Genomic DNA, 14,239 nt, shown 5'->3' on the forward strand with positions numbered 1-14,239 from the left:
GGCGTGAGGTGTGGTTGCCGTGCGGTGCGGGACGGGACTCAAAGGGGAAGCCGCGAGGCTGGGGCTTTGGAGATGTTCCGCATCTATCCCCCAGAAGTCACTCCGTCAAACTCACGCGTATTATCGACTCAAACAAGAAATTCGGAACCGGTTGGAAATCCCGATTAAATCGCGCAGCCGACCTCGCGGTACATGTAGTGGGTCATCACGTAGACGCCGAGGATGATCCCCGCGCCGGCGAGGAAGGAGTGGACCGACAGGAGCGCGACCCCGGAGAACAGGTTCGCGATGTTACAGCCGGCCGCGAGCCGCGAGCCGAGGCCCATCAGGAGCCCACCCGCCGCGTAGTTCGGAACGCGGTTCAGCTTCGGCTTCCGGATTCGGAAGTCGCCGGAGGCGTACGCGGCGATGAACGAGCCGACGATCAGCGACGCGATCATCAGCATGTCGATGGTAAGCGAGATGTTGCCGTCGCGGAACAGCACCGAGCCCCAGTAGTCGACGCTCGCGACGTCAAAGCCCGCGCCGGCGAGGAGGTAGCCGGCCCAGCGCGCCTCGCTGCCGGTGATCGCCCAGTGGCCGTGGACGGAGAACCAGAGGCTCGCGACGAGCGCCATCGCGACGCCCGCGGTCCGGGCGTCCCACGAATCGCGCAGGCGGACCTTCAGCGGCCGGTCGTCGTCGCGGAGCGCGCGGACGTACTCAACGGTGCCGTCCGCGATGCCGCGGAGGCCGAGCGCCACCGACGAGAGCAGTCGTGAGCCGCCGAGCGCGACCTGTGCCCGCGCGTCGCTGGCGACGCCGGTGCCGCCGGAGGGGTCGTCCGGGAGTTGGCTGCGACCCTTCACGAAGGCGTAGGCGAGCGTCCCCACGGCGACCGCGAGCGCGCCGGTGACGGCCGGCGAGAATGGGAGCGCGAGGTAGAGCGTCTGCCCCTCGAACGGGTTCAGCGTCTGGAAGTAGTACGTCTCGGCGACCGGGAACGCGAACGCGAAGAGGACGTATCCGACGAACATGAACAGGAGGACGAGCCAGAACTGGAGGTATCCCTGTCCCGCGCGGTACAGTGTCCCCGACGCGCAGCCGCCGGCGAGCGTCATCCCGAGCCCGAAGACGAAGCCGCCGATCAGCGACCCGAGGCCCCACGCGGGCGTCCAGAAGCCGCGGAAATAACCGAACGTCGCCTGAAGGCTCCAGAACACCGTCATCACGGCGATCCCGGCGAGTAGTCCCTTCAGCACGCGGGTGTCTTTGAACGCGACGAAGTCGCGGAAGGCGCTGACGAAACAGAAGCGCGCCTTCTGGAGCAAGATACCGAAGGCGAGACCGACGGCGATCGAGACGCCGATATAGGCGCTCGGCGAGAGTATCATCGGCTCGTTCTACTGTCCTCGCACCTAAATCCGCGCCGGACACGGTAACGAACCCCTTTTATCGCAGATTAGCGTAAGTGTTGCCGAAATGTGGGACACGGGGCAACGAGACGGGCGTTCGGCGAGGCTTTAGCCACAAAGGATCATCCGATACGTATGAGCGATAACTGCGGCTGCGGGTCGAGCGACTCCGGGGACGGGGAGACGGCGGCGTCCCCGCGACCCGCGAAGGGAGAGGAACTGGCGAACAACGACCGCCAAAACCCCTTCGCGGACGGTGTCGACCGGCGACGCCTGCTTCAGGCCTCTGGGACCGTCGGCGCGACCGCCGCCCTCGCCGGCTGTTCGGGCGGCGGCGACGGCGGCGGCGGCGACGGCGGCGAAGCCGTCCCGACGATGTTCGTGTTCAACAACGGCGACCGGACGCTGAGCGTCATCGACGCCGAGTCCGACGAGCTCGTCACCTCCGCGTTCCTCGGGACGACCGCCTCCTTCCCGGCCAACCAGTACTCCACCGGCGCGGAGTCCGACCACGACGTGCTCTGGCTCAACGTCTCCGGCGGCGTCCGCGCCGTCGACCAGCGCACCCTCGAAGAGCTGGCGTACGTCGAGACCGGGTTCGGCCCGAACTACCCGAACCTGACGCCGGACGGCGACCACCTGCTCATCGCCTCCGGCGGCACGACTGGGATGGCACCCGAGGGCGACGCGAACCACGCTATCTTCCGCGTCGACGCGGACCGCGAAAGCAACACCTTCGGCGAGGTGACCGCCGAGATTGAGACCGGCTACGTTGGGCCCTGTGACATGACGCTCGGGCCTAACGGAGACTACGCGTTCGTCGTCGATGTCGCCGACGAGGCGATCCGCGTGCTGAGCGTTGACCCCTTCGAGACGGTGACCCGAGTCGACGCCGGCGAACCGATCACCGAGGGGAACGTCCTCCCGTTCATGTGTACCGCCTCCTTCGACGGTGAGCTGCTCCTCGTGGAGAACGGCGAGGGGACGCTCGGCGGCGACCCTGAGGTTCCCCGCGTTGGCTCGGAGAGTGTTTGGGACATTTCTGACCCGGAGAACCCGGAAGAAGTCGCGAAGATCACCGGCGACGATGGCCTACCAGGCGCGCCGATAACGAGCGAGGTCGCCCCGGACAACTCGGCGGCGTACCTCTTCATCCCGGGTGAGGGCGTCGGCGTGATCGACTTGGAGACGAACGAGTACGCGACAACGCTCGACATCGGCGGGAGTAGCATTGCCGGCGCGTGGGGCCCGAACCGCGAGAAGCTGTACGTCCCGGTTCAGGACGCGAACCAGGTCGCGGTCATCGACCACGAGAACCGCGAGGTCGCGACGACGATTGAGGTCGGAGAGGCACCCACGGGCGCGGCCGCCGGGACGGTCCGCCCCGAGAGCGACGCGGTATCGAGCCTTCAGGCCTCGCTCGCGTCGCTCGGAATCGCGTTCGGCGAGATGGAGGCGTCGTGGTGTATGGACGACCACTGCTACTGTGGCTGATGGTCGACGAAACCCCGGAGGCCGACGGCGACGAGGGCGGCGACGCGACGCGGCGCGGACTCCTCCGCGCCGCGGCCGGCGCGACGGTGGCCGGCGCGGCGAGCACGGCCGGCTGTCTGAGCGTCTCGACGCCGGCCAACGTGGCGGCAGAGTACGAGGTGACGGGCAACGTCGCCCACTTCGTTGGCCCTAGTTGGCTGGCCGAGCACCGAGACGACGCCGTCGTGCTCGACGCGCGGAACGCGGAGCGGTTCCGCGAGGAGCGCGTCTACGGCGCCCGCCGCGTCCCCTTCGACGCGATCACGAGTCGGCGCGGCACTGAGGACGGGGCGGTCCCGGACGCGGACGCGATCGCGGCCGCGTTCGAGTCGATCGGCGTCGCACCCGACGACGACGTGCTCGTCTACGGCGCGAGCGTCGGCTCCCGCGTCACGCGGACCGCGTTCGCGCTCGCCGCGGTCGGCCACCGCGGGGATATCAAGGTGCTGAACGGCGGGCTCGACGGGTGGAACGGCCGGCTCGGAACCGGATCCCGCGGCGACGTGTCGACGGCGACGTACGACGCCGACCCGGCGCCGTCAACGTGGGTCACCCGGGAGTGGCTCGCCGAGCGTGTTGGCTCGTTTAACGACGGCGGCCCGGGGCTGGTCGACGTGCGGGTGCCGGAGGCGTATCTGGCCGCGGCCGGCTCCGACGCGCTGAACGACGACCACGAGCGCCACGGCCACCTGCCGGGCGCGATCGATGTCCACTGGGTCGGCAACGTCTCCGGCCGCCGGATGGCGGATCCGGGGCGACTCGTCCAGCTGTACGAGGGCGAAGCGGGGCTCGATCGCAGCGCCCCCGTCGTCGTGTACGGCGACGACAACGTGGACCCGACCTCGACGTGGCTCACGCTGCGGGCGATCGGTTTCGATGACGTCCGCGTCTACGACGGCGGCTTCGGTGAGTGGGCGAACGCGGACGACCGCGGGCGACACCCGGTCGAGACGGCGACGAATGTCGTGGTCGAGACCGAGGGGAGCGTCGGCGGCGACGACAGCAGCGGCGACTTCTCCTGTACGGGATGAGCTCGGACGGTGCCGGCGAGGGAGCGGAAGACGCGCCGAACCGTGTCGTCGCCGTCCCCTGCGAGGGCGCCGACGTTCTCGCGCTGTTCGCGCTCGCCACGGGCGACTCGCTCGGCGAGGTGCCGGTCGGTGGCCACCCGGTCCACGCGACGACGACTGCCGACCGGACGTTCGTCGCGACGATGGGCGAGCGGTCGGTGACCGCGGTCGACCCCGGTGGCGAGGTGAGCCGCATCGACACCGGCGTCTTGGGCCCTTCGCACTTCGCGAGCGCGAACGGCGAGCTGTACGTCGCCTGTTCGGCCGGCGACGCGCTCGCGGTGATCGATCCGGTGGAACTGGCACGTACCGACCGGATCGGCGTCGGCGCGGAGCCGCACGAACTGGCCGTCGCGCCCAACGGCGACCGCCTCTACAGCGGCAGTCGGCGAGACGGCGTCGTCGATGTCGTCGATACCGCGACTCACGAGCAGATTGGTACGGTCAACGTGGGTCCGGAGGCGAGGGTACAGGGTGTCGCGCTCACGCCCGACGGGCACCACGGGTACGCCGTCGATCAGGAAGGAGACCGGATCGTCGTATTCGAGCCGGCTAGTCACGGGGACGAAGAGCCAGACGCACCTGCGACCCGAGTCGGCCACGTTCGCAAAGAGGCCGCGGTCGGGGCGGACCCGTACGACCTCGTCGTCACTGCCAACCGCGTGTTCGTTCCGGGGCGGGCCGACGGGACGGTCCACGAGTTCTCGCCGGACCTGACGCTCGAAGCGGTCCACGACGGCTTCTCCCGACCGGTCGACCTGTTCAGGGCGAACGGTCACTGGTGGGTGCTCGACGCCGAGGCCGCTCGACTTCGCTCGCTCGACGGCCAGGTGGTCGACACGAACGCGCCGGGGCTCGTCGCAGCCCCGGTGGGCGGCGGCCGGCTCCTCGTGTCTCACTACGACGACGACGGGATCTCGCTCGTCGACGTCGCGAACGGCACCGTCTGGACCGCCGACACGCCGGCGTACCCGTTCGGCGCGGTCGTGGTCTGAAGCGTCACGGACGGCGGGGAACCCTGCCGGAGTCGCTGCCGTAATTGCTCCGTTCTCCGTCCCTGCTGTATGAAGGTCGCATACGTCTTCGCGACAGCCGGACAGACCATCGACTACGTGCTCGGCGACATGATCCTCCCGCAGCTGGAGGCCGGCGCGCACGGCGCCGACGTCGTCGGCATGTTCTTTTTCCACGACAACACGTACGCGCTCCGCGAGGACGACCCGCTCGGACAACGGCTCGCGGACGTTGCGACCGAGCAGGAGATCCTGCTCATGCTTTGTGACCAGTGTGCGACCCGTCGCGGGCTCGCGGAGTACGACCGGACCGACGAGCACGGACGCGACCGCTACGAGCCGACGAACACCGTCGAAGGCGCCACAGTCGGCTGTTTCCCCGACCTCTACGAGGCGCTCGGCGAGGTCGGTGTCGACCACGTCATCACCCTGTAGCTGGCTTGTATTGGGGAGACCTGGACTCTCCCGCACCGTTTTTGACACCGGTTTCGAAGGGCAGCACATGGACGCGTCCACCTTCGTCGGTCCGAGCGGTCGAAGCGTGACGGCGGTCACAGCCGATGAGATGCGGGACATCGACCGCGTTGTCGTCGAAGAGATCGGCCTCGATCTCCGGCGGATGATGGAACACGCCGGTCGCGGGCTCGCAGAGGCCGTTCTCCGTGTCCGATCGAACGGCCGGAGCGACGTTCCTATCTCGGTACTCGCCGGTAACGGGGGTAACGGCGGCGGCGGCCTCGCCTGTGCCCGACACCTCGCGAATAGGGATGTTCCGGTCCGAATCGTTCTCGACCGCGCACCGAGCGAAGTCAGCGGCGTCACCGCGGAACAACTGCGAATACTGGAAGCGATGGACGTAACGATTGAATCGCCCGACTGCGATACGGACACCTACACGGCGCTCGACGATCTCGTCGTCGATTCGCTGATCGGCTACGGACTGACCGGGGCGCCCCGCGGCGCCGCGGCAGAACTGATCGAAACCGTCGACGGCGCGGCGGAAACAATCGTGTCGCTCGACGTTCCCTCCGGCACAAACGCGACGACCGGAGAGGCGCCCGGGGTCGCGGTCGAAGCGGACCTCACCGCCACCCTCGCGCTACCGAAGACGGGGCTCGCGACGGTCGGCGGCGATCTCCGGCTCGTCGATCTCTCGATTCCGCAAGTAGTGTACGACCGCCTCGAGATCGAGTACTGTAACCCGTTCGGTGGCGGGTTCGCCGTCCCGCTATCGACGAGGTGACACGAGGAGCGTGCGGTACGAACCTACTCGTCCGCCATCTCGTACGCCAGTCGGTGCGGCATCAGCGCCAGCGTCCGGACGATCGCCGCGAGCGCGACGAAGATCCCGACGAGGACGTGCGCGACGCCGCCGAGCTTCAGCCACAACAGCACGGATGGGAACGAGTGGATCGTCGCGAGCTGCGAATTCAGGGCGGTCTCGCCCGCCCGGTCCGCGCCGCCGCCGGCGAGGCTCCACCCGGTGTGCGTGGCGAAGTACTCCTCCAACAGTGGGTGGAACGCGGTGATCTCCACGAAGAGCGCGAACCCGACCAACAGGTAGCCGACGGCGGCGAACGCAGCCCCGATCTTGAGCATGCGCTTGATCCCGGCCATCGTCGATTCCATCTCGGCGGTCGTGAGCGGCTCCAACGCGGCCGCTTCGGTCTCGGCTGCCATACCCTCCACGACGCGACACCGCATATAAACGCTCGCTGAGGGGCATGTGACCCGGTTACGTTCGTGTGACTTCTTTTCACGGTACTTGACTGTCGACCGGCCACGGACCGACGTTCGACGGGGCGGTTACGTCACGCTCACCGGAGCGTTATACTCTGCGAGCCGGTGGGTACGGTCGTCAATGGCGCCAGTGATCGGCGACGCGAAGCGCGGCACGAGCGGCGACGGACGCACGGGCCTGACGGAGGAGCGACGGGCCCGATGAGCGCCGAGAGCGCACGCGATCCCGAGCGGGTCGCGACGTGGAGCGACCTCGGAGACCGGGAGCCCACCCACGCCCGGGCGGCCGGCGTCGACCTCGTGGTCGTCCGGTACGACGGCGAGGTGTCGGTGCTGTACGGCCGGTGTCTCCACCGGGGCGTGCTCCTCGGCGACGGGCACGTCGAGGGCGAGGACCTCATCTGCGGCGTCCACGGCTGGGACTACCGGTACGACACCGGGATCAGCGAGTACGACAACTCAGAGCGGTTAGAGAAGTTCCCGGCGTGGGTCGAGGCCGACGGCGACGGCGAGGCGGCGGTGTACGTCGACGCGGCGGCGGTCGCCGAGTGGGCCGCCGACCACCCGGAGCCGTACGACCTCCCGGACGACGCCGACGGGGCGGACGACGTGGACGCTGCGGTGAACCCCGAGTTCTACGGCGAACCGGAAGGGGAGACGGAGCCGCACACGCACTACATCCAGAAGCTCGCCCGCGAGGGACCCGAGGGGATCGGCGAGCACGGAAGCGTCTCTGCGATGGGCGTCCCGCGGACGGAACTCCCGAGCTGGGACGACCTCCAGATCCTCACGGCCCAGCTCGACCGGACTCCCCTCGACGACGAGGCGCCGGTCGACTCCGGACTCGTGATCGGCCCGAACGCGAAGAACCCACTCGAACTGGAGATCCCGGTGTTCGTCAGCGACATGAGCTTCGGCGCCCTGAGCGAGGAGGCGAAGGTCGCGATCTCGAAGGGCGCGGACGCGGCCGGGACAGGGGTCTGCTCCGGAGAGGGCGGCATGCTCCCCGAAGAGCAGGCGGTCAACTCGCGGTACTTCTACGAGTACGCCACCGGGAAGTTCGGCTGGGACATCGAGAAGGTCGCGGACGTACAGGCGTTCCATTTCAAGACCGGACAGGGCGCGAAGACCGGTACCGGCGGCCACCTCCCGGGCGAGAAGGTCCAAGGAAAGATCGCGGAGGTTCGGGATCTCGAACCGGGCACCGACGCCGTCAGCCCCGCACGGTTCGACGACTTAGAGACCCCAGACGACTTCGCGGCGATGGCCGACCGCGTCCGCGAGGTCGGCGGCGGCATCCCCGTCGGGTTCAAGCTCTCGGCGCAGCACGTCGAGGACGATATCGACTTCGCCCTGGAGGCGGGGGCGGACTACCTGATACTCGACGGGCGAGGCGGCGGAACGGGCGCGGCGCCGGACGTGTTCAAGAACAACATCTCGGTGCCGACGATCGCGGCGATTCCGCGGGCGCGTCGCCACCTCGACGCGCGCGACGCGGACGACGTGACGCTGATCGCGACCGGGGGGCTCCGCACCGAGTCGGACTTCATCAAGGCGCTGGCGCTCGGCGCCGACGGCGTCGCGGTCGCGAACGCCGCAATGCAGGCGATTGGCTGTCTCGGAATGCGCGCCTGTGACTCGAACAACTGCCCGGTCGGGATCGCGACACAAAAAGAGGGGCTTCGCGACCGGCTCGTGATCGACTCGGCCGCCCAGGGGCTCGCCAATTACTTCGCCGCGACAGTGAAACTAATGAAAGTGATGGCCCGCGCCTGCGGTCACGACGCGCTGACCGAGTTCGGGCGTCGCGACCTGACGACGTGGAAGCGGGACATCGCCGACCTCACCGGCGTCGAGTACGGGGGCGTGGGCGCGGCGGGACAGAGGCGGTGAGCGACGGAACGTCGGCGGTGAACGGTGGGCTCGACAGAGAGCACCTACTCAGCGGAGACCGGCAGCTCAGTCGAGCGAGTCGGGCCGGTGGAACGCGTTGGGGCCGTGGTCGTCTAGCCACGTGAACGCGTACAGTCGTCGCGTCGGTAGTCGTTCGAGTCGACGACCGTCCGCCGCAGCGCCAGTGGTCGGGTCCCACATCGTCCCGTCGCCGGAGACGCCGCTGTCGATCATCTCGAAACGGTGACCGGGGTCCGCGTACCCGTGGATACTGTCATTCGTCGCGAAGGCGACGACGTCCTGCTCGCCGACCGTCGCTCGTGCGACGCCGCCGACCGCTCGGACTCGGGAGAACGCGAAGCCGAGTGCGTCGCCGTCGAATTCGACGCCCAACACGACGGTTTTCGGGTCGAGGTCCGTGGGACCGTCCCACCCCCGAGTGTCGGCCGCGCCTCGATGCGCGGCGAGCCCGAACCCCTCGCCCGCGGCGTACGCCTCGTACGGCGACTCGGCGTAGTCGATCGGGGCGGGCTCGTCGTCGTCGCTCGCCGCCTCGCTCTCTCCGCCCGGCGGGTCGAGGATGACGCCGTCCGGGTACGACTCGCGGAACTCCCGAGCAGAGAGCATTGCCGCCGGGCGGACGGCGAGCGATTCGCCCTCGAACGCGCCGGCGAGACACTCGCCGGTGGACTGTTTCCACTCGCTGCCGGTCTCCCGGTCGTACATCACGAGGTCGTCGTCCGCAAGCTTCCCGGACACGCCGAACTCGAGCGTCCGCCCCGCGTGACTCCGGTCGTACACGACCGCGCTTCCGCAGAGCGGACACCACGTGACGGCGATCGGATCGCCGCCGTCGCCGCTGTCGAGGGCGTCGTTGACGATCTCGTGGAACTGGAGGTACCGCACCGGATACGCTCGCGGCGGATCTGCGTCGGTCACGGCGATGACCGCGTCGTCGGCGTCTCCGTCGTACGCTCCGCTGAACCGAGGCTCGTCGACGCTCGGGATCGCGTCTCGGGGGAGGACTCGTCGGACGTTCACGTCGGCGACTGGCGTTCGTCTAATATAATTCGGTCGTCCGCGGATTGGGTCCGCCGCCGCACAGCGCCGCGCTGTTTATTCGATTGGCCCTGGACAGGCAGGTATGAAACGCGTCCGCGTCGACGACGTGGAGAACTCGCTCCAGCCGGCCGCGGTGATGCGACCGCTCACCGACGCGCTCGGGCTGACGGACATGGCCGTGAACTACTACGAGCTCGACCCGGGCGACAGCTTCGCATTCGCGTACCACAGCCACGAAGTCCAAGAGGAGGCGTTCTACGTTGTTTCTGGCACCGCGACATTCGAGACCGAGGAGGGTCCGGTCGAGGTGGGCGAAAACGAGGTCGTGCGGTTCGACCGCGGCGAACTCCAACGCGGCTGGAACCGGGGCGAAGAGCCGGTCCGCGCACTCGCGCTCGGCGCTCCGTTGGAGTACGGCGAGATGCCGCGGCTCCGGTACTGTCCCGACTGCGACGCCGATCGGGACAGCGAGTTCGACCGCGTCACCGAACCGGGCGACGGCGAGGCGACGGGCCGCGAGGCCGTCGTCACCCGGTGCGCCGAGTGCGGGACCGAGACGGGGCGCTGGTACCGCGGATCGATGGACGGAGAGGTGCCGTGAGTCGATGACGCGGCAACGTCTTCCGGACTCTGTCGAGAGGTTCCTCGCCGCGAACCGGGAGGCGCTCGTCTCCTCCGCGGAGACGCTCCTAAGCCACGACACCGCCAATCCGCCGGGCCACACCGCGGCGCCGGTCTCGTGGATCGGGTCGCGGCTGGAGGCGGCCGGCGTCGAGCCAGAGCTGATCGCGGTAGACCCGGAGAAGCCAAACCTCGTCGCGACGCTGCCCGGCACCGCCGAGCGGACGCTGTGTTTCGTCGGCCACCTCGACACGGTCCCGTTCGACGAGACGGAGTGGTCGCGTGACCCGCTCGGCGAGCGCGACGGCGACCGACTCTACGGACGGGGCGCGACGGATATGAAAGGCGCCGTCGCCGCCATGGTTCATGTTGCGCTCGCGTACGCGGAGTCCGACTCGGCGCCGCCGGTCGACCTACGGTTTGCGTTCGTGAGCGACGAGGAGACCGGCGGCGACGCCGGCCTGCCGAGCGTCAGAGAGGCGATCGAGTTCGCACCCGATGCCTGCGTCATTGGGGAGACCACCTCGCGGGACAGCCGCTGCGCGGTGTCGATCGCGGACCGCGGCGCCATCTGGCTGACGTTAGAGGCGACCGGGGAGGCCGCACACGGCTCGCGGCCGATGCTCGGTATCAACGCTATCGACCGACTGACGGCCGCGATCGACCGGCTCAAACGAGAGTTCGGAACCCGAGAGCTGGATGTCGACCCAGAGATGGAGCCCATCGTCGAAGAGTCGGTCGGCTTCCACGAGGAGGAGCTAAACGCCGAGACCGTCCGCGATCTGTTCCGGTATCCGACGGTCAACCTCGGCGTGATCGAGGGCGGGAGCGCGGTTAACGCCGTCCCGGTGTCGGCGCGCGCAGAGATCGACATCCGACTGACCGCGACCGTCGAGACTCGCGACGCGCTCGGATCGATCCGGCGCTGTCTCGGTGGAATCGAGGGGATCTCAATCGCGGACGTCTCGTGGAGTCGCGGGAGCTACGAGCCAGTCGACTCGCCGCTGGTCGAAGCGAGTACGGCTGCGGCGGAGTCGGTCGTCGAGGGGCAGGTCTACCGGCGAAGCGCCACCGGCGGCGGCGACGCGAAGGATCTGCGCCACGACGGGATTCCGACCGTGGAGTTCGGCTTCGGAACGGACACCGCCCACGCGGTCGATGAATACACAACGGTTGACGCGCTTAACCGGAATGCCGAGGCGTACGCGCGGCTCGTCGGTGAGTTCGCGGCTCGGCTCGACGGCGGAGCCGTCGGGTCCGACGACCGCTGAATTCGGTCAGTCCCCGCCGTACGTGTGGAAGTCGACCGCCTGCTCGAGTAGCTCGTCCGGGATGCCGGGGACCTCCTCGTCGCGGACGGGACCCGCCTCCCGCAGCGCCTCGGGCGTTCGCGGGAACTCCCTGAGCGCGAAGTGGATCGAGATGCCAGCCTTCGCGCCGTCGGCAAGCGCGATCGGGAGCTGGTTGTGGCCCGGCGTCACGTCGCCGACAGCGTAGACGCCGTCGACCGATGTCTCGCCGTGATCGCCGACGTCGACGGTCCCGTCGTCGTTGAGATCGCAGCCGAGCTCGCGAGCCAGTCCGTTGTTGTACTCGGAGCCGTACATCGCGAACCCGCCCTTGTACTCCCGGGTCGTCCCGTCCTCGAACTCCAACGCCTTCAGCCAGCCGTCCTCGCCGTTCTGTACGCCGGAGACATCCGAACGGACCACGTCGATCGGGTGGTTCTCCAGCATCTCCGCTGTGTCGTCGCTCCACTCTGGGTCATGGCCCCGCGTGAGGATGTCGACGTCGTCGGTGAAATTGAGCATGATCCCGGCCACGTGAGCGGTGCTCTCGGCGTGCCCCATCACGTACACCGGTTTGTCGACGAACATGTGGGCGTCGCAGTGCAGGCAGTAGTGGAGCCCTCGTCCCGTCCGCGGCAGCGGCGGATCGGGGCGCACGTCGTTGAAGCCCGTCGCGAGGACGACCGCGTCAGTCTCGTACACCGCACTGTTGCCCTCCAGCGCGATGCGGTCGTCGTCGCTCGTGCGATTACACGACGCGATCACGTCGCGGTGGAGGTCGCAGCCGTACTCCTCTAGCTGCTCTTTTCCGACACCGAGTAGCTCGTTCCCGCTCGTTTCCTCTCGCGTGCCGATCAGGTTGTGGACCTCCTGCATCATTGCTGCGCGACCGCCGCCGCGGTCAACTAAAGCGGTCCGGTGACCTAATCGGGTGCTGTACAATGCCGCGGTCTGGCCGGCGGGACCTCCGCCGACGATGACCACGTCGTACGACTCCGTCGGTAGCTCCTCAGACATATGACACCCGTCTCGCGCGAGGAGCAAAAACGTGCGTTGTTGCCGAACCGCACAGACGCCGACTATTTATAATCGGTCCACGCACTCTCCCGTTTGGTCGTCCGCCCCGCTAGTCCCGGTACGCGCAGTGGAAGCCGGCGGCGTGCCGGTAGAACGCCGGTATCACTGTTCCGCGTAGGTCGGCGTCGGGCTCGTCCGCAAACTCCACCTCTGCCCAGACGCGGGCGTCGTCTATCGCGGCCGCGACGTGCGGCGGGAGTTCGTATGCGCCAGTCGCAGTGAGGTATGCCCGCGTGAACGCGTCCGCGAGGCGGTCGAGGAACCGATCCGTCGGCTCGAACGCGTCCCGGTTGTCGGCGACCAGTCGGTAGTAGGTGCGCCGGATCAGTTCTGACCCGTCATCGATTCCGTGGTCGTCGAATGACCCCGTCGTCGTACAGTCGTTTGTCCCGTCGTCTCTGTTCGTGTGGTCTATGCTCTCGTCCATACGAATGAAGACGTGCGGTTACTATAAGTAACCATAACGGGCGTGTGCCTCCGTCGCACACGCGAGCCGATCTCATCCACGAAGCGTGTCACACACCGCTGGAAAGCCGTCGTCCCGGCCGTAATCCCGTGATAGATACGAGAAACTCGCTCGCACCGAGAACAACGTCGGCGAGCCGTCGCAGTTCATTGCCTCCCGGTCGAGAGAACCCCTGTGAGAGCGTGGGACCCTGTCAAGAATTGCTAACTTTTGTGAAGGAACCGTCCCGAGCCTGAACAATGAGGCTTCGTGGCCGTAAGGTCTCGTTCTGGCTCCTGCTCCTGCTGTTCGGTGAGCTGACGGTTCGCGCGCTTGTCGGTGGCACAGCTCTACTGATAGTACCTTCTGGCGAACTTGTGGGGTTGCTGGGCCGCTCGACAACGCGCCGATCGAGAACTTCCTCCTTCCCAGTCTCGCGTTATTTTTGTTGTTCGGTGTAGTGTCGTCGATCGTCTGTTACGGGCTCTACACGCGGCGACGGTGGGCGCGGCCGGGAGCGATAGTCGTCGCGCTGGCGCTTCTCGTTTGGGTGGCCGTCGGGTTCTCCCGGCCGACAGTCTACCTGAACGTCGCGACTGCGGTCGGCGTCCTGGGAGTTGCTCTGTCCTCGGCGGTTCGTGCCGATCTGCGGAACGAGAGCGCGTAGGCCCTCCCGATCACTCTACTGCCGTCCGGCAGGAGCGGTCCGATACTCTCCCGCCCTCACTCCAACGCGGCCCGGATCTTGTCGGCGCCTGTGACGCCGACAAACCGCTCGACCTCCTCGCCGTCGCGGTAGACCGCGACCGTGGGGATCGACCGGACGCCCGCCTCCGCGGCAAGCCCGTTGTGTTCGTCGGTGTCGACGCCGAGAACCGGCGCGTCGATCGTGCCGGACAGCTCCTCGAGGATAGGCGTCTGCTGCTTACAGGGGACACACCAGTCAGCGAAGTAGTCGACGACGACCTGGTCGTTTTCCGCGATCGCCTCGTTGAATGATTCGGTACTTTCCACGTCGATGATTCCGCCGACCGATGCGTCGTCGCCGGAAGCCGCGTCTGATGACATACTCGAACGGAGGGCTCGAAACGGCATATTCCTT

The 14,239-nt window shown here is 67.8% G+C and carries 15 protein-coding genes; 9 read left to right on the top strand and 6 right to left on the bottom strand.

Features of this window, described 5'->3' with window-relative positions; genetic code table 11:
• Positions 1–164 precede the first annotated feature (164 nt).
• On the bottom strand, positions 165–1,373 hold the full coding sequence (locus HPS36_RS15155) for a YeeE/YedE family protein (RefSeq protein WP_173230866.1): 1,209 nt from the start codon (positions 1,371–1,373) through the stop codon (positions 165–167).
• A gap of 156 nt (positions 1,374–1,529) precedes the next feature.
• Between HPS36_RS15155 and HPS36_RS15160 the strand changes: the two genes are divergently transcribed.
• The 5 genes from HPS36_RS15160 (at position 1,530) to HPS36_RS15180 (ending at position 6,253) form a co-directional block, all read left to right on the top strand.
• Positions 1,530–2,888 (top strand): beta-propeller fold lactonase family protein, encoded by a 1,359-nt coding sequence (locus HPS36_RS15160; RefSeq protein WP_173230867.1) that lies wholly within the window; start codon positions 1,530–1,532, stop codon positions 2,886–2,888.
• Complete coding sequence (locus HPS36_RS15165; RefSeq protein WP_173230868.1) at positions 2,888–3,958, top strand: sulfurtransferase; 1,071 nt, start codon at positions 2,888–2,890, stop codon at positions 3,956–3,958. The genes HPS36_RS15160 and HPS36_RS15165 overlap by 1 nt, the downstream gene beginning before the upstream one ends.
• Positions 3,955–4,992: a YncE family protein gene (locus HPS36_RS15170; RefSeq protein ID WP_173230869.1), complete on the top strand. Its 1,038-nt coding sequence runs from the start codon at positions 3,955–3,957 to the stop codon at positions 4,990–4,992. The genes HPS36_RS15165 and HPS36_RS15170 overlap by 4 nt, the downstream gene beginning before the upstream one ends.
• A gap of 69 nt (positions 4,993–5,061) precedes the next feature.
• On the top strand, positions 5,062–5,445 hold the full coding sequence (locus HPS36_RS15175) for a SaoD/DsrE family protein (protein WP_137717284.1): 384 nt from the start codon (positions 5,062–5,064) through the stop codon (positions 5,443–5,445).
• Between the two features lie 67 nt (positions 5,446–5,512).
• Entirely contained in the window at positions 5,513–6,253 is a 741-nt protein-coding gene (locus tag HPS36_RS15180) for an NAD(P)H-hydrate epimerase (protein WP_173230961.1), read from the top strand.
• 23 nt (positions 6,254–6,276) lie between these two features.
• Here the strand turns inward: HPS36_RS15180 and HPS36_RS15185 are convergent, their stop codons facing one another.
• Positions 6,277–6,690 carry a hypothetical protein gene (locus tag HPS36_RS15185; RefSeq protein ID WP_137717282.1) on the bottom strand — a complete coding sequence of 138 codons (414 nt, stop codon included), beginning with the start codon at positions 6,688–6,690 and terminating at the stop codon, positions 6,277–6,279.
• Between the two features lie 261 nt (positions 6,691–6,951).
• Between HPS36_RS15185 and HPS36_RS15190 the strand changes: the two genes are divergently transcribed.
• Positions 6,952–8,643: a glutamate synthase-related protein gene (locus HPS36_RS15190; RefSeq protein ID WP_137717281.1), complete on the top strand. Its 1,692-nt coding sequence runs from the start codon at positions 6,952–6,954 to the stop codon at positions 8,641–8,643.
• A gap of 66 nt (positions 8,644–8,709) precedes the next feature.
• On the opposite strand, the gene HPS36_RS15195 is transcribed toward HPS36_RS15190, so the two are convergent.
• A complete protein-coding gene (locus tag HPS36_RS15195; protein ID WP_173230870.1) occupies positions 8,710–9,684 on the bottom strand; it encodes a DUF3179 domain-containing protein in 975 nt (324 codons plus the stop codon).
• A gap of 103 nt (positions 9,685–9,787) precedes the next feature.
• Between HPS36_RS15195 and HPS36_RS15200 the strand changes: the two genes are divergently transcribed.
• Both HPS36_RS15200 and HPS36_RS15205 read left to right on the top strand, forming a co-directional pair.
• Positions 9,788–10,306 (top strand): cupin domain-containing protein, encoded by a 519-nt coding sequence (locus HPS36_RS15200; RefSeq protein WP_137717279.1) that lies wholly within the window; start codon positions 9,788–9,790, stop codon positions 10,304–10,306.
• 4 nt (positions 10,307–10,310) lie between these two features.
• Complete coding sequence (locus HPS36_RS15205) at positions 10,311–11,597, top strand: M20 family metallopeptidase (RefSeq protein ID WP_137717278.1); 1,287 nt, start codon at positions 10,311–10,313, stop codon at positions 11,595–11,597.
• Between the two features lie 6 nt (positions 11,598–11,603).
• Here HPS36_RS15205 and HPS36_RS15210 read toward each other — a convergent pair whose 3' ends face one another.
• Positions 11,604–12,632 (bottom strand): NAD(P)/FAD-dependent oxidoreductase, encoded by a 1,029-nt coding sequence (locus HPS36_RS15210; RefSeq protein WP_173230871.1) that lies wholly within the window; start codon positions 12,630–12,632, stop codon positions 11,604–11,606.
• 109 nt (positions 12,633–12,741) lie between these two features.
• Entirely contained in the window at positions 12,742–13,119 is a 378-nt protein-coding gene (locus tag HPS36_RS15215; RefSeq protein ID WP_137717276.1) for a hypothetical protein, read from the bottom strand.
• A 478-nt stretch (positions 13,120–13,597) separates the two neighbouring features.
• On the opposite strand from HPS36_RS15215, the gene HPS36_RS15220 reads away from it, so the two are divergent.
• Positions 13,598–13,804: a hypothetical protein gene (locus HPS36_RS15220; protein ID WP_137717275.1), complete on the top strand. Its 207-nt coding sequence runs from the start codon at positions 13,598–13,600 to the stop codon at positions 13,802–13,804.
• Between the two features lie 56 nt (positions 13,805–13,860).
• Here the strand turns inward: HPS36_RS15220 and HPS36_RS15225 are convergent, their stop codons facing one another.
• Complete coding sequence (locus tag HPS36_RS15225; protein WP_235681777.1) at positions 13,861–14,205, bottom strand: thioredoxin family protein; 345 nt, start codon at positions 14,203–14,205, stop codon at positions 13,861–13,863.
• Positions 14,206–14,239: the final 34 nt, after the last annotated feature.

The sequence above is a fragment of the Halorubrum salinarum genome (genome assembly GCF_013267195.1).
In the GTDB taxonomy this organism is placed as follows: Archaea; Halobacteriota; Halobacteria; order Halobacteriales; family Haloferacaceae; genus Halorubrum; species Halorubrum salinarum.